General features: G+C 46.5%; 22 protein-coding genes and 1 riboswitch. All 22 genes read left to right on the top strand.

Annotation, left to right across the window (positions count from 1 at the left end):
• The first annotated feature begins 43 nt into the window (after nt 1–43).
• The 22 genes from ACLROL_RS08240 (at nt 44) to ACLROL_RS08135 (ending at nt 22,310) form a co-directional block, all read left to right on the top strand.
• Nucleotides 44–1,117, top strand: a complete 1,074-nt coding sequence (locus tag ACLROL_RS08240) for a M24 family metallopeptidase (protein WP_087202641.1) — start codon at nt 44–46, stop codon at nt 1,115–1,117.
• 135 nt (nt 1,118–1,252) lie between these two features.
• A complete protein-coding gene (locus tag ACLROL_RS08235; protein ID WP_287449712.1) occupies nt 1,253–1,738 on the top strand; it encodes a hypothetical protein in 486 nt (161 codons plus the stop codon).
• Between the two features lie 41 nt (nt 1,739–1,779).
• Nucleotides 1,780–1,976: riboswitch (cobalamin riboswitch) on the top strand.
• Nucleotides 1,977–2,168: 192 nt separating this feature from the next.
• Nucleotides 2,169–3,362, top strand: a complete 1,194-nt coding sequence (locus ACLROL_RS08230) for a sirohydrochlorin cobaltochelatase (protein WP_087202645.1) — start codon at nt 2,169–2,171, stop codon at nt 3,360–3,362.
• 15 nt (nt 3,363–3,377) lie between these two features.
• The gene (locus ACLROL_RS08225) at nt 3,378–4,238 is read left to right on the top strand and encodes a hypothetical protein (protein WP_287448909.1); all 861 of its coding nucleotides are present in this window, start codon (nt 3,378–3,380) and stop codon (nt 4,236–4,238) included.
• 48 nt (nt 4,239–4,286) lie between these two features.
• Nucleotides 4,287–5,441, top strand: coding sequence for an ABC transporter substrate-binding protein (locus ACLROL_RS08220; protein ID WP_287448907.1), 1,155 nt, complete (start codon nt 4,287–4,289; stop codon nt 5,439–5,441).
• Entirely contained in the window at nt 5,404–6,447 is a 1,044-nt protein-coding gene (locus tag ACLROL_RS08215) for a FecCD family ABC transporter permease (RefSeq protein WP_413067673.1), read from the top strand. Before ACLROL_RS08220 ends, ACLROL_RS08215 begins: the two co-directional genes overlap by 38 nt.
• 1 nt (nt 6,448) lies before the next feature.
• Nucleotides 6,449–7,567 carry an ABC transporter ATP-binding protein gene (locus ACLROL_RS08210; RefSeq protein ID WP_413067672.1) on the top strand — a complete coding sequence of 373 codons (1,119 nt, stop codon included), beginning with the start codon at nt 6,449–6,451 and terminating at the stop codon, nt 7,565–7,567.
• Nucleotides 7,555–9,021, top strand: a complete 1,467-nt coding sequence (locus tag ACLROL_RS08205; RefSeq protein WP_413067671.1) for a cobyric acid synthase — start codon at nt 7,555–7,557, stop codon at nt 9,019–9,021. The genes ACLROL_RS08210 and ACLROL_RS08205 overlap by 13 nt, the downstream gene beginning before the upstream one ends.
• Before the next feature lie 14 nt (nt 9,022–9,035).
• Nucleotides 9,036–10,136, top strand: coding sequence for a nicotinate-nucleotide--dimethylbenzimidazole phosphoribosyltransferase (gene cobT, locus ACLROL_RS08200; protein ID WP_287448900.1), 1,101 nt, complete (start codon nt 9,036–9,038; stop codon nt 10,134–10,136).
• Nucleotides 10,130–10,684, top strand: coding sequence for a bifunctional adenosylcobinamide kinase/adenosylcobinamide-phosphate guanylyltransferase (locus ACLROL_RS08195; protein ID WP_413067670.1), 555 nt, complete (start codon nt 10,130–10,132; stop codon nt 10,682–10,684). The genes cobT and ACLROL_RS08195 overlap by 7 nt, the downstream gene beginning before the upstream one ends.
• Nucleotides 10,681–11,445 carry an adenosylcobinamide-GDP ribazoletransferase gene (gene cobS, locus ACLROL_RS08190; RefSeq protein WP_287448896.1) on the top strand — a complete coding sequence of 255 codons (765 nt, stop codon included), beginning with the start codon at nt 10,681–10,683 and terminating at the stop codon, nt 11,443–11,445. The genes ACLROL_RS08195 and cobS overlap by 4 nt, the downstream gene beginning before the upstream one ends.
• 17 nt (nt 11,446–11,462) lie before the next feature.
• Nucleotides 11,463–11,849, top strand: a complete 387-nt coding sequence (locus ACLROL_RS08185; RefSeq protein WP_413067669.1) for a bifunctional adenosylcobinamide kinase/adenosylcobinamide-phosphate guanylyltransferase — start codon at nt 11,463–11,465, stop codon at nt 11,847–11,849.
• On the top strand, nt 11,822–12,442 hold the full coding sequence (locus ACLROL_RS08180) for a histidine phosphatase family protein (RefSeq protein WP_287448892.1): 621 nt from the start codon (nt 11,822–11,824) through the stop codon (nt 12,440–12,442). Before ACLROL_RS08185 ends, ACLROL_RS08180 begins: the two co-directional genes overlap by 28 nt.
• Entirely contained in the window at nt 12,439–13,398 is a 960-nt protein-coding gene (gene cbiB, locus ACLROL_RS08175) for an adenosylcobinamide-phosphate synthase CbiB (protein WP_087202701.1), read from the top strand. Before ACLROL_RS08180 ends, cbiB begins: the two co-directional genes overlap by 4 nt.
• A gap of 28 nt (nt 13,399–13,426) precedes the next feature.
• Nucleotides 13,427–14,494, top strand: a complete 1,068-nt coding sequence (locus ACLROL_RS08170; RefSeq protein WP_413067668.1) for a pyridoxal phosphate-dependent aminotransferase — start codon at nt 13,427–13,429, stop codon at nt 14,492–14,494.
• Nucleotides 14,472–15,107, top strand: a complete 636-nt coding sequence (locus ACLROL_RS08165; RefSeq protein WP_287448887.1) for a precorrin-8X methylmutase — start codon at nt 14,472–14,474, stop codon at nt 15,105–15,107. The genes ACLROL_RS08170 and ACLROL_RS08165 overlap by 23 nt, the downstream gene beginning before the upstream one ends.
• Nucleotides 15,108–15,150: 43 nt before the next feature.
• A complete protein-coding gene (gene cbiD, locus ACLROL_RS08160; RefSeq protein ID WP_287448914.1) occupies nt 15,151–16,275 on the top strand; it encodes a cobalt-precorrin-5B (C(1))-methyltransferase CbiD in 1,125 nt (374 codons plus the stop codon).
• Nucleotides 16,276–16,297: 22 nt separating this feature from the next.
• Nucleotides 16,298–17,056 carry a precorrin-4 C(11)-methyltransferase gene (cobM, locus tag ACLROL_RS08155; RefSeq protein ID WP_221919849.1) on the top strand — a complete coding sequence of 253 codons (759 nt, stop codon included), beginning with the start codon at nt 16,298–16,300 and terminating at the stop codon, nt 17,054–17,056.
• On the top strand, nt 17,053–18,102 hold the full coding sequence (locus ACLROL_RS08150; RefSeq protein WP_287448885.1) for a cobalt-precorrin 5A hydrolase: 1,050 nt from the start codon (nt 17,053–17,055) through the stop codon (nt 18,100–18,102). Before cobM ends, ACLROL_RS08150 begins: the two co-directional genes overlap by 4 nt.
• Nucleotides 18,092–18,823: a precorrin-3B C(17)-methyltransferase gene (cobJ, locus tag ACLROL_RS08145; protein ID WP_287448883.1), complete on the top strand. Its 732-nt coding sequence runs from the start codon at nt 18,092–18,094 to the stop codon at nt 18,821–18,823. Before ACLROL_RS08150 ends, cobJ begins: the two co-directional genes overlap by 11 nt.
• A complete protein-coding gene (gene cobK, locus ACLROL_RS08140) occupies nt 18,820–20,910 on the top strand; it encodes a precorrin-6A reductase (RefSeq protein WP_413067667.1) in 2,091 nt (696 codons plus the stop codon). Before cobJ ends, cobK begins: the two co-directional genes overlap by 4 nt.
• A gap of 5 nt (nt 20,911–20,915) precedes the next feature.
• Nucleotides 20,916–22,310 carry a cobyrinate a,c-diamide synthase gene (locus ACLROL_RS08135; RefSeq protein WP_413067666.1) on the top strand — a complete coding sequence of 465 codons (1,395 nt, stop codon included), beginning with the start codon at nt 20,916–20,918 and terminating at the stop codon, nt 22,308–22,310.
• The last annotated feature ends 122 nt before the right edge of the window (nt 22,311–22,432 follow it).

Genomic DNA, 22,432 nt, shown 5'->3' with positions numbered 1-22,432 from the left:
ATACTTCTGTATTACAGTGTCATCGAGAAAGGAGCATTTTAAAATGAATGACAGAATTGCACGAGTATTAGAAAAAATGGAGGAAAAAGGACTTACGCAGCTGATCGTTTCTGATCCTTTGAGTATCCGCTTCCTGACAGGGATCATGGTAAACCCGGGCGAAAGGTTATACGCATTGATCCTCAGAACAAACGGAAAGCACACGATGCTTCTCAACTACTTATATTTTGTAAAGGATACGGGATTTGAAGAAGTATGGTTCTCTGATATGGAAGACCAGATTTCTATCATCGCAGATCAGATCGATCCATCTCAGACACTTGGTATCGATAAGACATGGCCGGCACGTTTCCTTATCCCGTTGCAGGAAAAACTTCCGCAGCTTAAGACTGTATGGGGTTCAGACTGTGTAGATGGTGTCCGCGCAGTGAAAAATGAAGAAGAGATCGCGATCATGAAGAAAGCCTCTGAAATCAACGATGCGGTTATGGAAAAAGTTGCTGATTACATAAAAGAAGGAATGACAGAAAAGCAGATCGCAGATTTTATTGAAGCTGAATATATGGCAGCCGGAGCAACTGGATTAAGCTTCGACACGATTGTATGTTTCGGGCCGAATGCAGCCGATCAGCATCATATGCCAAGCGATACAAGAACATTGAAAGCTGGCGAATGTGTGCTGATTGATATGGGATGTGTTTGGAATGGTTACTGTTCTGATATGACAAGAACATTCTACTGCAAATCTGCAGACCCGGAACAGACAGAAATTCACGACATTGTTCGCGAAGCTGTTCTGAGAGCAGAATCCGTAATCAAACCAGGCGTGCGTTTCTGCGATATTGACGCACAGGCAAGAGATTATATCGATGAAAAAGGATACAGCGAATACTGGAAAATCCGTCTTGGTCACTTCATCGGACAGGAAGACCACGAATATGGCGATGTCAGCCCGATCAACACAAATGTTGCAGAACCGGGCATGATCTTCTCCATCGAACCGGGTATCTACCTGGAAGGAAAATATGGAGTACGAATCGAAGATCTCGTACTGGTAACAGAAGATGGACATGAACTTCTGAATGCTGTCGACAAAAAATGGCGTATTGTCGGCTAACGACAGGGGAAAATGGGAACTCTTTTCCTGATTAAAATCGATATATTTACAAAAACTTAAGAATACCCCTTTTTGAATTCTAAGATTTATCGGATACAATATCCATAGACTACAAATTCAGAAAGGGGTATTTTGATGTATAAAAAGAGATGGGTATTCGGCCTGCTGATTTTAGTGATGCTTGGTATACTTATTATTTATGCTGAAAAAATATCGGTGCTTGAAGAAGACCCGCAGATTGCAGAAAATATTGCCGGAGAGCTGAAGGCCGGGAATAAAATTGATTTTCAGAAGATCATCGATGGCGAATGGGACAGCATGGTAGTAGTTGGCCCATATACGTCAAGGAAAGAAGCAGAAAAATTCTGTAATGTCAAGCTCGATAAAATCAAACATTATCGAATGGATTACAGCGACAGCGAAACGCTTCTTGTATTCTGCAAAGGCAGACAGGTGTTGAAATATGCGTATTTAAAGAATCAAACTGCATCCATAGACTGGAGTCAGAGCAGGGGAGAATTTCATCTTATGGCATTCCCAAAAACTGCTTCCACATTTCGAGTCGTTGAGCAGCGAAAAGGAAAAGAGTCAAAGAGACTGATCTTATTGAAGGAAAATTAGATATTGATTTTTGCGCACCATTGTGTGATAATAAAAATCAATTGAATAAGAAAACGACAGGTGTCAGATAAGAAACCGAAGTTTCTTGATCTGGTGAAAAGGGAAACAGGTGCGAATCCTGTACGAACTCGTCACTGTATTTAGGGAGCGCAGGCCATTGTGTCACTGAGAAATCGGGAAGACGGCCGGGCGCGATGAACTGTAAGTCAGGAGACCTGCCTGCCGTTGTACGGGATGTAATTCCAGACCACGAGTAATTGGTTGTACATAGAAGGCGAAACGAACAAAAAGATGTTGTCTTTTATTTGGTTTGGCTTTTATTTTGCAGTCCGTTTACATTTTGTAAATGGACTGTTTTGTTGTGGCACTCTTTTTTATGGGATGATATCCGGTATTTTATTCATATCATAAAAGAATGGAGGAAAACAGCATGAAAAAACAAATCGCTGCTTTGCTTACAGCAGCGCTCCTTGGACTGCCTATCCTTTCCGGATGTGCAGGAACAGATACAGCAAAAGAAGCGGAGCAGAAATCTGAGGAGAAAAAAAGCTCTGATCAGAAAGCAGCAGATGCAGTGGCAGAACTGATCGACATGATCTATGTGCAAAAGAGAACAGACAAGACCGATGCACAATGTATTGAGGCAAAGGAAGCATGGGATGCACTGACAAACACACAAAAGAAACTTGTGGAAGGAGAAAACGCAGATCCGGATTATTTTGGCAGAGATACCGGAGACGCATCCAAAGACGATCCACGAAATCAGGACAGAATAGGGGAGAAGGAACTTCTTGTCGTCAGCTTTGGAACTTCCTTTAACGACAGCCGGACGGAGGACATCAAAGGAATTGAAGATGCCCTGCAGGCAGCGTACACGGATTGGTCTGTGAGAAGAGCTTTTACCTCCCAAATTATCATCAATCATATCCAGTCAAGAGATGACGAGAAGATCGACAATATGCAGCAGGCATTGGATCGCGCTGTGGCAAACAAAGTAAAGCAACTTGTGATTCAGCCGACACATCTCATGCATGGAGCAGAGTACGATGAATTGGTAAAGGCAGTGGAGGGGTACCAGGATCAGTTTGCAACTGTCAAAATTGCGGAGCCGCTCTTAGGGGAAGTGGGATCCGACGCGACAGTCATCAACGAGTCCAAAGAAGCGGTGGCAAAAGCAGTGACTGCGGCCGCAGTAAAAGATGCCGGATACACAGACTTAAATGCGGCAAAGAAAGATGGAACTGCATTTGTACTTTTAGGACACGGCACTTCACATACAGCAAAAGTGTCTTACAGTCAGATGCAGACGCAGATGGATGTTCTGGGATACGACAACGTCTATATCGGTACAGTGGAAGGAGCCCCGGAAGAAACCGCATGTGAAGCAGTGATGGATGCGGTCGCAGGAGCTGGATATCAAAAAGTGGTTCTACGTCCTCTGATGGTGGTGGCTGGAGATCATGCCAGCAACGATATGGCAGGAGATGAGGAAGACTCTTGGAAAAGTATATTCGAGGCATCAGGAAAATTTGATTCCATAGATGTACAGATTTCCGGACTTGGATCCATTTCAGAAATACAGAAACTTTATGTTTCACATACAAAAGCAGTAATGAATGAATAAGAGGGTTAGACAGTTATGAAGAAAAAAATAATTACATTAATATGCATTTCTCTTTTGTCCAGTGCACTGATCAGTGGCTGCAGCGGACAAGACACGGAAAAGACGGCGGATAAAAAGGAAGCTGTCACTTCCCAGCAGAGCAAAAAAGCGGCGTTGGAAGACGGGGTATATTCTGCAGAATTTCACACTGACAGCGGAATGTTTCATGTAAATGAGGCCCATGACGGAAAAGGAACATTGACCGTAAAAGATGGGGAGATGACAATCCACATTTCCCTTGTTTCCAAAAATATTTTGAATTTATTTCCTGGCCTTGCAGAAGATGCAAAAAAGGAGGGAGCTAAAGTTCTGGAACCTACCACAGATACGGTAACCTACAGTGACGGTTACACAGAAGAAGTATACGGTTTTGATGTTCCTGTTCCAGAACTGGAAAAGGAATTCGATCTTGCCCTGATCGGAAAAAAGGGAAAATGGTATGACCATAAAGTAAGTGTCTCCAACCCGGTCAAGGTGGAGGAAGAAAACGAAAACGGAACCTCTTCCAACAGTGAACCGGTCTCCGTGGATATGGAGGACGGGGAGTATGAGGTTGAGGTTACGTTGGAAGGAGGAAGCGGCAGAGCAAGCGTATCCTCCCCGGCAGTCCTGCTTGTAAAAAACAGAAAGGCATATGCTCGAATCGAGTGGAGCAGCCCAAATTACGATTATATGAAAATCGGGACAGAGATTTATTATCCAGTCAACATGGAGGGAAACTCCACTTTCGAGATCCCAGTAAGTGTGTTTGATAAGAAAATGACGGTTATCGCAGACACGACTGCCATGGGCACACCTCATGAGATCGAGTACACACTGACCTTTCATCTGGAATAACAGGATTGGTCTTTGATGTCTCCTTATTTTCAGGAAGGAACAGATGGAATGACAAAGAAATCAGGATTTTTTCTCCTCATTTGTATGATAAGTACCCTTATATTGGTATCTTGCGGAAAGGCAAAGGATGCCAACGGCCAGCCAGATGACGTACAGATCAGTACGTCTCTGACATATGATCATAGTATGGAACTCGACTATGCAAAGGAATTTTCAGTGGATTACTATGACGGAGGCTATGCACTGATTACGATATCCGATGAAAGCCGTTTTTTGGTTGTTCCGAAAAAGCGACCGATTCCAAAAGACCTTTCAGAAGACATCGTGATACTAAAACAGCCAATCGACCATATTTACCTCGTGGCATCCGCTGTCATGGATATGTTCTGCTCGCTGGATGGGCTGGATTCCATCCGGCTGTCCGGCACAAAAGAAGAGGGATGGTATATCGAAGAGGCAAAAAAGGCGATGGCTTCCGGGGCTATAGAATATGCCGGAAAATACAATATGCCGGATTACGAAAAAATTGTAGATGTGGGATGTGATCTTGCGGTAGAATCCACCATGATCCTTCACTCCCCGGATGTAAAAGAGAAACTCGAAAAAATAGGGATTCCAGTTCTGGTGGACCGCTCCAGCTACGAAGAGCATCCGCTTGGAAGGACTGAATGGGTCAAGCTTTACGGGGTGCTTTTAGGGAAAGAAGAGAGAGCTTTGCAGGCATTTGCAGAACAAAAAGCAGCTTTGGAATCGGTAACAAAAGCTGAGAGAACCGACAAGACGGTGGCATTTTTCTATATTACATCCAACGAAACGGCAAGTGTCCGCAAATCCGGAGATTATGTGGCAAAGATGATAAATCTCGCAGGCGGAAAGTATATTTTTTCCAATCTTGGGGATGACAGCGCTTCCTCTTCGGTAAACATGCAGCTGGAAGAGTTTTACGCAAGGGCAAAAGATGCCGATTATCTGATCTACAACAGTACTATCGACGGCGGTGTACGATCTATGAAAGAATTTTTAAAGAAAAGCCCGTTATTAAAAGAATTTAAGGCGGTACAGGAAGGAAACGTTTACTGCACAACACAGAATTTATATCAGGATTCCATGAAACTCGGAACAGTAATCTTGGATTTTCACAATATGCTTACAGCGGAGGAGCAAAATGAAGCTACATTTACCTACTTATTCAGGTTGGAATAAAAAAATAAAATATACGATCTTGTTTGGAATCTTATTTCTGATTGTGATCTTTTTTCTGTTTCTAAACATCAGTATCGGCAGCGTCTCTGTCCCGTTTTCAGAAATCGTGGAAACCCTGATGGGAAATGGAAAAGACATGTTCCGCAACATCATTATTGAAATCCGTTTTCCACGTAGCGTGGCAGCGATCATCCTGGGCGGTGCACTGGGACTTTCCGGTTTTTTACTCCAGACTTTTTTTCATAATCCCATCGCAGGGCCGTATGTGCTTGGCATCTCCTCGGGATCGAAACTTGCAGTTGCCATTGTCATGGTAGTCTTTCTCCGATTTGGCATCCGTATCAGTTCGGTTCTCATGATCCTGGCCGCTTTTGCAGGCGCAATGCTTTCTATGGGATTTGTCCTTCTGATTTCCAGATGGCTCCCCCAGACTGCAATGCTCGTTGTAAGCGGTATTATGATCGGATATATCTGCTCAGCAATTACAGACTTGATCGTGACATTTGCGGAGGATTCGGACATTGTGAATCTTCACAACTGGTCCATGGGGAGTTTTTCCGGGATTTCATGGGGCAACGTGGCAGTCATGATCATTGTTGTGGCAGCGGCAGGCGGATTGACCTTTCTGATGTCCAAGCCTATCTCAGCTTATCAGATGGGAGAGTCTTACGCAGAAAGCATGGGGGTAAATATCCGGTCATTTCGAATTGCACTTGTGCTTTTATCCAGCATGCTTTCGGCCTGTGTGACGGCCTTTGCAGGTCCCGTTTCCTTTGTTGGCATCGCGGTTCCACAGATCATGAAGAGGATGTTTCACACGGCAAAACCTCTTTTCATGATACCAGCTTGTTTTTTGGGTGGTGCTGTGTGGTGCCTGTTCTGTGATCTTATTGCGCGCACATTGTTTGCACCTACCGAGCTTTCCATCAGCACGGTCACAGCAATCTTCGGTGTGCCGGTGGTCATTTATGTGATGATATGCAGAAAAAAGGAGCGTCCGGATTGATATGCAAAATTATTTCTTTTATACTAAAAACATGACAGTGGGCTATGACGGTGTCCCACTGATCCGGGATATCCAGATTGAAATCAAAAGAGGAGAGATCCTGACTTTAATCGGGCCAAACGGCGCTGGAAAATCTACCATCTTAAAAAGTATCATAGGACAGCTTTCGCTTCTTAACGGGAAAGTGCAGCTGGAAGAAGTATGCATCAATAGACTGTCGGAGAAAGAGCGTGCAAAAAGGCTGTCTGTCGTGCTGACAGAACGGATCCACCCGGAAATGATGACTTGCGAAGAGGTGGTGGCGATGGGAAGATATCCCTATACGGGGCGTCTTGGAATTCTGTCTGAGACGGACAAAAAAGCAGTCCAGAGGGCAATGGAAACAGTCCGTACGGAGGAACTGGCTGAAAAAGAATTCTTAACGCTGAGCGACGGCCAGAAGCAGCGTATTCTTCTGGCGAAAGCCATTGCGCAGGATCCGGATGTACTCGTGCTGGATGAACCGACCTCTTTTTTGGATGTGCGGTATAAGCTGGAGTTTTTGTCCGTTCTCCAGGAAATGACAAAAAAGAAGAACCTTACGGTCATTATGTCTTTGCATGAGTTGGATCTGGCAGAGAGGATCTCAGATAAGATCCTTTGTGTGAAAGGAGAATATGTAGATCGTTTCGGTCCTCCGGAGAACGTTTTTCTCCCGGGATATATCAAAGAATTGTATGGGATTACAACAGGAACTTTCGATGAGTGTTCCGGAAGAGTGGAGCTGCCTGCCGTACATGGAATCCCTCGCGTGTTTGTGATTGGAGGAAATGGAAGCGGAATTCCGATTTACCGCAGACTGCAAAGAGAGGGGATCCCTTTTTCAGCAGGTATTTTGTGGGAAAATGACAAAGATACACCTGTGGCGGAAGCTCTCTCTGAACGAGTGATAAAAGAACAGGCATACTGTCCCATCAGACAAGATACAGTAGTGTGTGCCAAGGAAGAGATTGACCGCTGCCGACATGTCATCTGCACACTTACTGACTTTAGTGAATGGAATAAAGAAAATAAAAAGCTGCTCCTGTATGCAAAAGACAGGGGAAAACTATTGGAAGGAGAGAGGATATGGCAAAAGTGATCATGGTACAAGGAACGATGTCAAATGCAGGAAAAAGTTTGATCTGTGCCGGACTTTGCCGCATTTTTGTGCAGGATGGGTATAGGGCGGCGCCTTTCAAATCCCAGAATATGGCTCTCAATTCCTATATCACAGAAGAAGGGCTGGAGATGGGAAGAGCCCAGGTTATGCAGGCGGAAGCGGCAAAAATAGCTCCGCTTGTCTGTATGAATCCAATCCTTTTAAAACCGACGACGGATATGGGTTCCCAGGTCATTGTAAATGGAGAAGTGCTTGGAAATATGCCGGCAAAAGAATATTTTTCGTACAAGAAAAGGCTGATCCCGGAAATCAAGAAAGCTTTCCGGAAACTTTCGTCCATGTCAGATATTATCGTCATCGAAGGAGCCGGAAGTCCGGCAGAGATCAATTTAAAAGAAAATGACATTGTAAATATGGGGATGGCCAAACTTGCAGATGCTCCGGTGCTTCTTGTGGGAGATATCGACAGAGGCGGTGTGTTTGCACAGCTGATCGGGACACTCTCGCTCCTTTCGGATGAAGAACGATCCCGTGTCAAAGGGCTGATCATCAATAAGTTCCGCGGCGACAAGACGATTCTTGATCCTGGGATTCAAATGCTGGAACAGCGAGGAAACGTCCCGGTGGTAGGAGTCGTACCTTATACACCGCTTTCCCTCGAAGATGAGGACAGTCTGACAATCCGATTTGACCGCAAAAAAAGGGGAATGATCGATCTGGCAGTTATACGCTGCCCGAGAATTTCCAATTTTACAGACTTTAATGTGTTTGAGCAGAATGAATCCGTGACGGTACGGTATGTGACTTCCGTATCTGAGCTGGGAGATCCGGACATGATTTTCCTGCCTGGCAGCAAAAATACAATGGGGGATCTGCGTTGGATGCGGGAAAACGGATTGGAAGCAGCTGTCAAGAAAAAATCCCAGGATACGATCATCTTTGGAATCTGCGGAGGCTATCAGATGCTTGGAAAGCAGATCTGTGACCCATATCACGTAGAAGAAGGCGGCCAGATGAGAGGAATGGAACTCCTCCCTGTGGAGACGACCTTGCATCAGGAAAAAACAAGGACCCAAAAGAAGTCATCCCTTCATCAAATCCGTGGAAGGCTTTCCTGTCTGAGCGGCATGGAAGTTTCCGGATATGAAATCCACATGGGAAATACAAGCACAGAAAAAAGCGGGGCGGAACACCTCGTCCTTTCCAATGGAAATGTGTATGGAACATACCTGCACGGAATTTTTGATGCGGAAGGAATCGCAGCAGCCATCCTTTCGGCGCTGGCAAAAGAGAAAGGTATTCATTGCGACACAGACGGGATGTACTCGTACAGACAGTTGAAAGAAATACAGTACGATAAGTTGGCGGACACACTGCGCAAGTATCTGGATATGGACGCAATCTACGGGATGCTCAGGGAATCCAGGTTGTAGAAGGGAAGCCAGAAATGACGAGTGAGGAATTAAATCAAATAAAAATCCAGGAACCGTCGAAAGAAATTTACAGACGGATCCGATCGGAATGGGATCATATGGCCAAACCTTTGGACGGAATGGGGCGATTTGAAGAATTGACCGCACAGATCGGAGCGATTCTTGAAAACGTTTATCCAGATATTTCCAGGAAGGCTGTTATCGTGATGTGCGCGGACAATGGGATTGTGGAAGAAGGGGTCAGTCAGTCCGGTCAGGAAGTGACTTTGGCGGTATCTTCTTTTATGGGGAAGAATCAGACCTCTGTCGGAAAGATGGCCACTCGTATCGGTGCCGATGTGATCCCGGTGGATATCGGTATCAATCACGGAGCTCAAATTGAAGGGGTAATCGACAGAAAAATCGCACATGGAACAAAAAACTTTCGAAAAGAACCAGCCATGACAGAGAGCGAAACCCTGGCAGCGATCCAAACCGGAATCGAGATGGCAGCATACTGCAAAAGAGAAGGGTACCAGCTGCTTGCCACCGGCGAGATGGGAATCGGAAATACAACGACGAGCAGTGCGGTCGCAGCGGCCTTGACCGGATTGCCCGTGGAAGAAATTACCGGACGGGGAGCTGGGCTCAGCGATGAGGGTCTAAGAAGAAAACGAAACGTGATCGTAGAAGCTCTGAAAAAATACGATTTAAGAAAAGAAGAGACGCTTCGTATCCTGATGTCTGTGGGAGGATTGGATATTGCAGGATTAACCGGTGTTTTTATCGGTGGGGCGATGTATCATCTTCCGGTTGTTCTCGATGGCGTTATCAGCGCAGTGGCAGCCCTGGCTGCGGAGCGGCTGAAACCTGGGACACGGGCATATATGATCCCTTCCCACAAAAGTAAGGAACCTGCGGCAAAACAGATACTGGACGAACTTTGTCTTTCGCCGGTCATCGACGCGTCATTGGCGCTTGGAGAAGGAACAGGGGCGGTTATGATGTTTGCTCTGCTTGACATGGCGTTGTCCCTTTATCAGAGACAGACAACGTTTTCGGATATTCATGTAGAGCAGTACAGGCGGTATACAAAGACACAGGAAACGAAAGAAACAGGAGAAAAGTCATGGTAACTTTGGTGTTGGGAGGAAGCGGAAGCGGGAAATCTGCCATTGCGGAGAGCTTGCTGGAAGAGATAAAAGACGTGGAAGTCAAATATTATCTTGCCACAATGCAGGTGTATGACGAAGACGCACAAAGAAAAGTCAACCGCCACAGAGAGCTCCGCCGAGGGAAAGGATTCCGCACAATCGAGCAGCCAAGAGATATCCTCCAGGCTCTGGACCAGATGGATCCCTCTCGTCTCGGAGAAAGCGCGGTATTGCTGGAATGTATGTCAAATCTGGCGGCAAATGAGATGTTCGGCAAAGACGTACGCCCGGCGGACGAGGTTGTCCGGAATATCGTGCAGGGGATCCGTATTTTGCGAAATCGTGTCCGGCATCTTATCATTGTATCGAACAATGTATTTGAAGACGGAGTGAGATATGATCCAGCTACAACGGCATATATGGATGCACTTGGAAAGATTAACTGTGCCCTTGCATCCGAGTCGGACGAAGTCACAGAAGTAGTGGCAGGTATTCCTGTGATACTGAAAAAGGAAAGGGGAAAAAAATGAAAATCTTAAGATCTTGTGTGATCGCTTTTTCCATGTATTCCAAAATCCCAGTCCCACAATTCGACTGGAAGGAAGAAGATATGAAATACGTATTTTGTTTTTTTCCTTGTATCGGAGCAGTCATCGGTCTGCTTATAAGTGGGTGGGGATGGATTTGCCGGAATTTTCATATAGGCAGTCTGGCTTACGTACTGATGGGAACGGCAATACCGATTCTTGTCACAGGCGGATTTCATGTAGACGGATACATGGATACGATGGATGCCCTCCACTCTTATCAGGACAGAGAACGAAAACTTGAGATACTGAAGGACTCTCATATCGGAGCTTTTTCTGTGATCATGCTGCTTTTGTATTACCTCATATATCTGGCCGCATTTTCAGAAGTCATAGTTGGGAAAGATCTGGCAGTCGTAAGCCTGGGATTTGTGCTGTCCCGGATCATGAGCGGACTTGGCGCGATCTGCCTGCGTCCTGCAAAAAAGGACGGGTTACTGCGTGCCTTCTCCAAGCGCGCAGCCCAAAAGAACGTTGTATTCGTTCTTTTTTTGGAGATGCTGGTCTGCGCGGCTGCAATGCTCCTTTTGTCTCCCGCAGCTGGAGTGGCTGCACTTATCGGGGCGGGAGGAACATTTCTGTTTTACCGTATCCGAAGCTACCATGAATTTGGAGGAGTCACAGGAGATACAGCAGGATATTTTCTGCTGCTCTGTGAGGCAGCTATTGTGATAGGCGCGGCGATTGGCAGTCATCTTTTTTAGCTTGAAGGAGAGAAAAAATGGAATTATTTATTGGTGGATATGCACAGGGGAAACTTGCTTATGTGATGCAGACACATAAAGAAGAAGCCCTGGATGTCATAGAGGGTGACAAGGAGGATCTGCGGAAAGGACGCGACGGAAAAAGGCCGGTTCTAAGCCATTTCCACTTGTGGTTCCGAAAATGTCTGGAAGAAGGATCAGACCCGGAAACAAAGATACAAAACTGGATACAGGAAAATCCAGACAGTATCATTATCAGCGATGAAATCGGAAACGGCATTGTGCCGACAGAGCAAAAAGAGCGGGACTACCGGGAACGTCTCGGACGAATCCAGATTGAATTGGCAAAAAAGGCGGAAAGGGTGGAACGTGTCATATGTGGAATCGGGCAGAGACTGAAATAAACATGACGTTGATCCGACATGGTGCGACAAAAGCAAATCTGGAACATCGCTATCTGGGAAAAACGGAGGAAGCTCTTTCGGAGGAAGGAAAAGAGGAACTGCAAATGCGTAAGGACAACGGGATGTACGCGACGCCAAACCACTTGTTCGTAAGCCCTATGCTCCGCTGTCGTGAGACAGCAACGATCCTTTTTCCTAATCTTCCTTTTCAGTGTATTCCCGAATGGACAGAAATGGACTTTGGACTGTTTGAGGGGAAAAATTATAAAGATCTAAATGGAAATCCGGAATATCAGGCCTGGATCGACAGCGGAGGGATGCTGCCATTTCCGAAAGGAGAGAGCAGAGAGGCATTTCAAAAGCGTGTGGTCTTCGGTTTTTTCCGGATGCTCTCCTGTCTGGAAAAGGAAAAAGCGTCTGAAAAGGATAAAATCACAGCTGTCGTACACGGCGGCACGATCATGGCGCTGCTCTCTGCTCTGTCTGGCGGGGAATATTTTGACTATCAGGTAAAATGCTCGGACGGATATCGCTGTCGACTGCGCTGTTCGGACAAAATCATAGCAATACTGGAGTTGGAAAAACTATGCTGAACTATCACATTACCTCTTTTTTAATCGGATTTGTTCTGGATCTTTTGTTTGGGGATCCGCACTGGATGCCGCACCCGGTCTGTCTGATCGGAAAACTGATCGGAAAGCTAGAGACATATCTCTATGGAAAAAGACATCCTGTCATGAGAGGCGGTATACTTGTCTTTTTTGTTCTGCTCCTTACCGGCACAGTGTCCGGAGGCATACTGTGGGGTGCTTATCTGCTTTCCCCGGCACTTGGGGTAACAATCGAAAGCTTTATGACTTATCAGATTCTTGCAATCAAATGCCTGAAGACCGAGAGCATGAAAGTCTATGATAAACTGCAGAAAGGAACACTTGAGGAGGCGCAGACAGCGGTGTCCATGATTGTCGGAAGAGACACTTCGGTTCTGGACAAGCGCGGAGTCATCAAGGCGGCGGTAGAAACAGTGGCGGAAAATACATCCGACGGCGTCGTGGCACCTATGCTTTATCTGGCAATCGGAGGTCCTTTTCTCGGTTTTCTGTACAAAGCGGTCAACACGATGGACTCTATGATTGGGTATAAAAACGACCGTTATCTGTATTTTGGAAGGCCAGCGGCAAAGCTGGATGATGTGGCCAACTATATTCCGGCCAGAGTCAGCGCATGGCTGATGATCGTTTCGTCATTTCTGCTGGGAAAAGAGTTTGACGGCACGCGTGCCTGCCGCATTTATCTCAGAGACAAAAAGAAGCATTCCAGTCCAAATGCTGCGCAGACGGAAGCGGTCTGTGCAGGAGCACTTGGGGTACAGCTTGCCGGGGATGCCAGCTACTTCGGAAAGATTGTAAAAAAACCATTCATCGGAGATGCGATCCGAACGGTAGAAGTATCTGACATTCGGCGTGCCAATCAGCTTCTTTACAGCACCGCGGGATTGTGTGAGGGGATCTGTATCCTTTTGCTTTGGACTGTGACGGCGGTTTTTTAGTCTGACTATTGAAACAGGAGGTTGAATCATGCACGGTGGAGATATCTATCGCAACCATGTCACACTGGATTTTTCTGTAAATATAAATCCTCTCGGGATTCCGGATTCTGTAAAGAAGGCTATGCTGGAAGCAGTCGAACAATGTACGTGCTATCCGGATATCCGATGTGCCGGTTTAATCAAGGCCATTGGGAGCATGACCGGCGCTTTGGAGGACCAGATTTTGTGCGGAAGCGGGGCATCGGAACTCTTTCTTGCAATTATTCATGGGTTAAAGCCTAAAAAGATCGTGATCCCAGTTCCTTCCTTTTACGGGTATGAGAAGGCAGCCTTAGCTTGTCACGCCGATATTGTCTGGTATGAAATGAAAAAGGAAAACGGATTTTGCCTGGACAACACATTCCTGGAACACATTCCGGAAGATACGGATCTTTTATTTTTGGCAAATCCTAATAATCCGGTTGGGAATCTGCTGAAACCAAACTTTCTGGAACAACTGATAAGGACTTGTATGAAGAAGAAAATCACAGTGGTGCTGGATGAATGCTTTATTGAATTTACAGAGACAGGAACACAGGATTCTTTCCTTCTTCGAGCGGAGGAATTTCCAAATCTGATCGTCGTACGCGCTTTTACGAAAATTTTTGCCATCCCCGGTGTCCGGCTTGGCTATCTCGTATGCGGAAATAAGAAATGGCATCAGGACATCGCACGCCAGCTTCCGGAGTGGAATCTCTCTGTGTTTGCCCAGATAGCCGGAGCTGCAGCGGCACGTGAGATGAACTATCTGGAGAGGACGATCCGGCATGTGAAGACTGATCGAAAGTATCTTTCAGAAGAACTGAAAAAAATGGGGATCTCCGTCTTCCCGTCCACGGCAAACTACATGATGTTTTATACAGAGCATCTCCTTTTCGATCAGCTTCTTAAGAAAGGCATCCTGATTCGGGACTGCAGCAATTTCCGGGGACTAAGCAACGGATATTACCGCATTGCGGTAAAGAACAGACGGGAAAATACTGAGCTGATCCAGGCAATCGGGCAGATTATACAGAAAGAAAGCAGGAAATGTGATGGAAAAGATCTTATACTGTAAACCAGGAGAAATCGAAGGAAAAAGTTTTGAAATTATCGGGGAAGAACTGCAAAAAAGAGGCATTGTCATCCCAAAAGAACAGGAAGCTGTGACAAAACGTGTCATTCACACGACAGCGGATTTTGACTACGCCGAAACACTTGTCTTCTCGGAACATGCAGTTGAAAAAGCCAGACAACTGATTCTCGAGGGAGCAGATATCGTAACCGACACCAATATGGCATTGGCCGGCATCAATAAAAAAGTACTGGCGCGGTTTGGGGGAGAAGCGCATTGTTTTATGGCTGATGAAACAGTGGCATCTCTTGCAAAAGAGCGAAATGTGACACGGGCAGCTGTCAGTATGGAGTTTGCTGCAAAGCTTCATAAGCCGGTTATCTTTGCAGTTGGGAATGCGCCGACAGCTCTGCTTAGGCTGTATGACTACATTCAGGATGGAACGTTTCTTCCGGCTTTTGTCATCGGTGTGCCGGTGGGATTTGTAAATGTTGAGGCCGCAAAAGAGCGGATCCTGGAGACATCGGTTCCCCACATTGTCAATCGGGGGCGAAAGGGAGGAAGCAACGTGGCGGCTGCAATCTGCAACGCGCTGCTCTACGAACTTGGCCGCTAGATGGCTATCGATGGGAAATAGACAGGAGATATATATGAAATCATTGAGATATGGGTTTACGACCGGAAGCTGTGCGGCAGCGGCGGCAAAAGCGGCGGCCTACATGCTCCTGACAGGAAGAACGAAAACAGAAATCATGATACAGACTCCAAAAGGGATCCCCTACTGCGCCAAAGTTCTTGATATCTGCAGGACAGAGCGGGAAGTTTCCTGCGCGGTAGAAAAGGATGGCGGGGATGATCCGGATGTGACGACAGGTTCCCTTGTTTACGCCAAAGTTTCCATGAATCATGATGCGGGAGAAGCGACGCACAGTGAAGCGGAAGTAAAGATTGACGGAGGAACTGGTGTCGGACGGGTTACAAGACCAGGTCTGGATCAGCCGATAGGCAATGCAGCCATCAATCGCGTCCCTAGATCCATGATCACATATGAGGTAAGGGAAGTCTGCCGAAGTGTCGATTTTCACGGATCACTCCAGGTGGAGATATCTGTCCCCGGCGGAGAAGCACTGGCTGCACGCACATTCAATCCAAGACTTGGTATTAAAGGGGGGATTTCGATCCTTGGAACGACCGGGATCGTGGAACCTATGAGCGAGCAGGCTCTTGTGGACACTATTTTGGTCGAAATTCGCCAACACCGTGCAATGGGAGAGGATTGTATTGCGGTATCTCCTGGAAACTATGGTTTAGATTATATGAAGCATACATATGGGTATGATCTGGATAAAAGTGTAAAATGCAGCAACTTCATCGGCGATACGATCGATATGACAGTAAAGTGCGGCTTTCAAAAAATGCTGCTGACAGGCCATATCGGGAAGCTGATTAAAATCTCGGGCGGTATCATGAACACGCATTCCAGAGAAGGGGACTGTCGGATGGAGCTTTTGGCGGCTGCCGCTCTTTTAGAAGGGGTGGATACAGAAACCGTTTGCCAGCTCCTTTCATGCGCAGTCACGGAGGAAGCGCTGCAGATCCTAAAAAAAACCGGGAAGCAAAATGCCGTGATGGAGCGGATTATGGAAAAAATCATGTTCTATCTGAATAAAAGGGCCGGACAAAACCTTCGGATAGAGTGTATCATGTACTCAAGCGAAGCAGGAGAACTGGCTGCCAGCAGCGGTGCCAAAGAATTGCTTCAGGAGATCATGAAAGAACATTGAGAAAAAGAAAAGGAGGAGACATATGGTATATTTTGTAGGAGCCGGAACAGGGGCACCAGATTTGATTACCGTGCGGGGAAAGCGATATCTGGAACAGGCGGATGTGATCATCTATGCGGGATCTCTTGTAAACCGTGAACTTCTCGACTATGCAAAAGAGGGATGTAGTATCTTTAACAGTGCCACGATGACACTGGAGGAAGTACTGGAGGTCATGGTGCAGGCAGAGGCAGATGGAAAAATGACAGTACGTCTGCACACGGGCGATCCAAGTGTCTATGGGGCTGTGCGGGAACAGATGGATCTTTTGGACGAAAAAGGGATTTCTTATGAGAGCTGTCCGGGAGTCAGCGCCTGCTTTGGCGCTGCTGCGTCGTTGAATCTTGAATATACGCTTCCAGGCATATCCCAGTCACTGATCATCACGCGGATGGAAGGGCGGACAAAAGTGCCGGAAAAAGAAAGCATTGAAAGTTTTGCAGCACACCAGGCTTCTATGGCCATCTATCTGAGCACCGGGCTTTTGGAAGAATTGGAGAAACGTCTGGTAAAAGGCGGATATGCGCCGGACACGCCGGCAGCTATCGTATACAAAGCAACATGGCCGGAAGAAGAAGCTCATATATGTACGGTATCTACCCTTGCCCGGACCGCTTCAGATCACAACATCACAAAAACAGCGCTGATTCTCGTAGGAAATGCAGTGGCGCATCGCCATTATGAGCGTTCCAGATTGTATGCGCCGGATTTCGAGACCGAATTCAGAGGAAAACGTCTATGAAGATCAGTGTCATCAGTTTTACGGAACAGGGAAAGCAGCTGGCGAGTCAGCTCAGAGAAAGCTTGAAAGACCACGAAGTTCGAATCTTTCAAAAGCCGGAGGAAGGACTGATCCCATGGGCCAAAAAACAGTTTGAAAACAAAAATGCCCTTGTGTTTGTAGGCGCCTGCGGAATCGCAGTCCGTGCCATCGCTCCCTTTGTAAAGGATAAATTGACAGACAGTCCTGTACTTGTGATGGACGAAAAAGGACAGTATGTGATTCCAATCCTGTCCGGCCATATGGGCGGGGCAAATGAACTTGCAGATCTGATTGCCTGCCGGATGCATCTCATCCCAGTCATCACGACAGCTACCGATATCCACCACAAGTTTTCCGTCGATCTGTTTGCAAAGCAGAATGATCTGCACATTGTAAACAAAGGCGGCATCGCAAAGATTTCTGCAAAAGTCCTGCGGGATGAGAATGTGACGATTTCCATTGACGGAGGATCAGACCGAATACCAGACGAAACAGGACGGATACCCGAAGGATTGCAGATAGTCCCATATCCTCCGCAAACTGCTGCAGATATTGTGATCTCCCCGAAAGAAGATGTATGGGAACAGGCAGTTTTGAAGCTGAAACCAAAAGAGTATATTTTGGGAATCGGATGTAAAAAAGGGAAATCAAAAGAGGATATCGGGACAATGATAAAAAAATGCATGGAGCATCTTGGCATTTCGGTATCCGATATAGCGGCAGTGGCTTCGATTGACCGAAAAAAGAATGAGACAGGAATCTGCCAGTGGACTTCGCAAAACCGGATTCCTTTTGTAACCTTTTCGGAAGAGGAACTTTGCCGTGTCAAAGGAAATTTTCACAGTTCGGATTTTGTGAAACGGACAGTCGGGGTCGACAACGTCTGCGAAAGAGCCGCTCTGGCTGCCTGCGGGGAAGGCGGGACATTGGTGCTTGCAAAACAGGCAGAAAATGGAATTACAATTGCCGCGGCAAAGCGGATATGGACGATAGAATGGGCAGGAGGGAAACACGATGAAGCATGAAATATATATCACAGGTATCGGTCCTGGGGAGGAAAACATGATGACAGGTCAGGCTATTCAGGCTCTGGAGGAAAGTGATGTCATTGTAGGATATCCTCTTTATCTGAAACTTTTGGGCGATCGGTTTCAGGGAAAGGAATGTCTGTCCACACCTATGAGAAAGGAAGTGGACAGGTGCCGTATGGCCTATGAGAAGGCCCTGGAGGGGAAAAAGGTTTGCTTGATCTGCAGCGGGGACGCCGGTGTCTATGGACTGGCTTCTCTGATGTACGAGCTTTCCGGGGAATACCCGGACTGTAAGCTTACCGTTATTCCTGGAGTTACAGCGGCAAACAGCGGGGCAGCAGTTCTCGGTGCGCCTCTGAACCACGATTTTTGCGTCATCAGTCTCTCTGATCTGTTAACCCCCTGGGAGCAGATAGAAAAGCGGCTTACTGCGGCAGTAGAAGGGGATTTTGCCATTGCCATCTACAATCCTGCCAGCAGAAAACGCTCAGACTATCTTCAAAAGGCATGTGATATTCTGCTGAAAAAGGCATCCCCGGAAAGGGCTTGCGGATATGTGGAAAATATCGGAAGAGAGGGAACGAAAGTAGGCGTGTGTTCTTTGCAGGAACTTCGCGATCTGAAAGCCAATATGTTTACCACTGTATTCATCGGGAATTCGCAGTCTCTGATTCTGGATGGAAAACTCATCACGAAAAGAGGATACCGCCTATGAAACGGATTTTGATCTTTTCCGGTACAACAGAAGGAAGAAGATTGACGGAAATTCTGGCAAATGCAGGTGTACCTTCAGCCGTCTGTGTGGCTACCGAATACGGAAGCGAAGTTATGGATCCTCTGTCTGGCATTGAACTTTATCAGGGACGAATGGATCTGAATGCAATGGAGAACTTTATGAGGCAGGAGGATTTTCTTGCCGTAGTGGATGCAACCCATCCTTTTGCCACAGAAGTATCCCGCAATCTGAAGATGAGCGCCTCCATGGCGAGGATCCCTTATCTTCGTTTAAAACGGGAAACCGGACAGAATGCAGAAGGACGGGAAAACAGTCCTTTCCTTCAGTGTTACTTTGGAACAAATGAATCTTGCGCTAAAGCTCTCCTTTCCACGGAAGGAAACATTCTTCTTACAACAGGGAGCAAAGAACTTTTGACGTACTGTAAAGAAGCATCCCTGAAAGAGCGTCTTTACGTGCGCGTACTTCCAAGCGAAGAGAGCATCGCAGTATGCAGGGCAGCAGGATTAAAGGGAAAACAGATCATAGCTATGCAAGGGCCATTCTCTGAAGAAATGAACCTGGCATTGATCCGGCAGTATGAAATATGCCATCTTGTGACAAAAGAAACCGGAACTACAGGAGGATTTCCAGAGAAAGTATCAGCCGCCAAACAGGCGGGAATCCATGTGCATGTCATCGGGAATCCAGAAAAGCAAGACGGGCTCTCTTTCCAGGAAGTGTGCGATAAGCTTTCATCCCTTACCGGCATATCTTTGTCCCCTAATATACACTTACATATTTCTCTGATCGGGATCGGAATGGGGGATTCTGGAACAAGGACACAGCTGGCCGAAAAACGGATCCAGGAAGCGGACTATCTATTTGGGGCCAAAAGACTTCTTTGCGGAATCAAAGAGCAGTATACCAACAAAAAACAGACTGCTGCCTACCCTTATTACACTGCGAAAGATATCCTGCCGGTCCTTACTGATATACTAAAAGAGAAGGAAATGCAATGTTATTGCGGAAAAAACATCCAGGCAGCTGTCCTTTTTTCTGGAGATACCGGTTTTTACAGCGGCAGCTGGAATCTTTACAAAGAACTGGAAGAATGGAAGAAAGGGCAAGAGGCGGATATTTCCATCCAGGTACTTCCCGGCATTTCCTCTGTCTCTTATTTTGCAGCGGCATGCAAAATCAGTTGGCAGGACGCAGTCATACGGAGTATCCATGGAAAAGGAGGGCGAAAGAACTGGGAAGCAGAAGTTCTCTCTGATATACGATATCATGAAAAACTCTTTCTTCTTGTCTCCGGAGTATCAGATGTACGAGAGGTAGGCCGTATACTGGTAGAAAATCATCTGTCCGGCTGTCGGATCTTCGTCGGTTTCCAGCTTTCCCACCCCGAAGAAACGGTCACGGAATACAATCCTGTACAGTGTACAAAGCTGAAAGAAGAAGGGCTGTACATTCTTGCTGTTTTAAATCCGCACTGTGAACAAAAATATCTTGCTCCTGCCAGACCGGATGAAGCGTTCGTCCGTGGAAAGGTTCCTATGACAAAAGAAACGGTGCGAAAACTTGCAGTCTGTACGTTGAAACTGACAGAGCATGCCATTGTTTACGATATTGGAAGTGGAACGGGATCTGTGGCTATGGAAATCGCAGAGCGTTCGGAAACAATCCAGGTGTATGCGCTGGAACAAAAAGACGAAGGAGTAGAATTGATCCGCCAGAACCGCGAAAAGTTTGCCCTTCCAAATGTACATATCGTGAAAGGACAGGCTCCGGAATGTTTCGAAAATCTCCCGGCTCCTACCCATGCCTTTATCGGAGGAAGCGGCGGAAGACTGGAGGAAATTCTCCGGAAACTTTATGAAAAGAACAGGAATATGAGGATCGTGATGACCGCGGTCACTTTGGAGACTATGGGAAAAATAGCAGCGATTCGGAAATACATGCCTATCAAAGAGGAGGAAATCCTGCATCTTCAAGTAAGCAAATCAAGATTTGCAGGAAGTTCTCATCTGATGCAGGCAGAAAATCCTATTTATATCTGTAGTTTTGATTTCAGCGGGGAGTAAAAAAGATGACGATGAAACAGAACATGCGCGGCATTATGATTGCCGCAGTAAAAAGCGGAAGCGGAAAGACGACGGTTACATGCGCCCTTTTAGAGGCACTGAAACAAAGAGGATGCCGTCCTGCTTCCTTTAAGTGCGGGCCGGATTATATCGATCCGATGTTTCACAAGACAGTGATCGATGTCCCTTCCTGCAACCTGGACAGTTTCTTTTGTGGAGAAGAACTGCTCCGGGAAATTTACTCACAAAGAATGGCAGACAACGGAATCGGAGTTGTGGAAGGAGTCATGGGACTTTTTGACGGGCTTGGAGGTGTCCGCGAGGAAGGAAGCGCCTACCATGTCGCCTCCATTCTTCAGCTTCCGATTCTGCTGGTTGTTGACGCACATGGAATGGGACGGTCTATCCTTCCTTTGCTGGCAGGATTTCTTAAGTATGACAGAGAAAACCGGATAAAAGGAGTCATTTTAAATCGAACATCCCGGAATTTTTGCGAACGGATCGCACCTGTGATCGAAGCAGAGCTTTCTCTTCCGGTATTCGGATTTCTCCCAAATAAGAGTGAGCTAAAGCTGGAGAGCAGACATCTCGGACTGAAACTTCCGGAGGAGGTCAAAGATATCAAAAAACAGATTTGTGCGTCGGCTCATACACTGGAAGAATGCGTTGCTGTAGATCGAATCATAGAAATGTCGGATCTTGCAGGAAGCATTCCATGTTCAGATGATTCCCTTTCCAAATATGTGTCCCCTGTCTTATCTCAATCCCCAATCCGGATTGGAATTGCTTTGGACGAGGCATTTTGCTTTTACTATGAAGAAAACCTGAACCTTTTAAAAAAGCTGGGAGCGAAGCTCATCCCCTTTTCCCCTCTGCACGACCATGTGCTGCCGGAGCAGCTCGACGGACTCCTTTTAGGCGGAGGGTATCCCGAACTGCATGCAAAAAGGCTGGAAGAAAATGTGCCCATGCGATCATCCATCCGACAAGCCATCCAAACCGGGATGCCTTCTGTAGCAGAGTGCGGCGGTTTTCTGTATCTCCATGCAGCACTGCAAAATGAAAAAGGGGAAACATATGAGATGTGCAACGTGCTGCCGGGTAAATGTTTTTATGCCGGGAAACTTGTCCGCTTTGGCTATATCGAGCTGGCCGAAAAAAAGCCCGTATTTTTGTCAAAAGGTTCGGTCATCAAAGGCCATGAGTTCCACTATTACGACAGCGAGACCAATGGATTGGATTGTACGGCAAGAAAACCTGCATCAGGAGTTTCCTTCGACTGTATCCACCAGGGACAGTGCCATTTTTGGGGATTTCCGCATCTGTATTATCCATCCAGCCCAGACTTTGCGGTACATTTTCTGGAAGAAGCACGCAGATTTAGCAGAAGAAAAGAATAGAAAAGCAGTCGTACCCCGGTCTCAGCCCACCAAAATGAGAAGGCAGCAAGACCGGGGTACGACTTTATGACTAAGACTTCCCACACCAATAAGGTGTGTTGAACCTTGAAAGTTCAATATTT

Origin of the sequence: Sellimonas sp. (assembly GCF_047234585.1) — a bacterium.
In the GTDB taxonomy this organism is placed as follows: Bacteria; Bacillota; Clostridia; order Lachnospirales; family Lachnospiraceae; genus Sellimonas; species Sellimonas caecigallum.
This window is presented reverse-complemented; position numbering and strand designations above follow the sequence as displayed.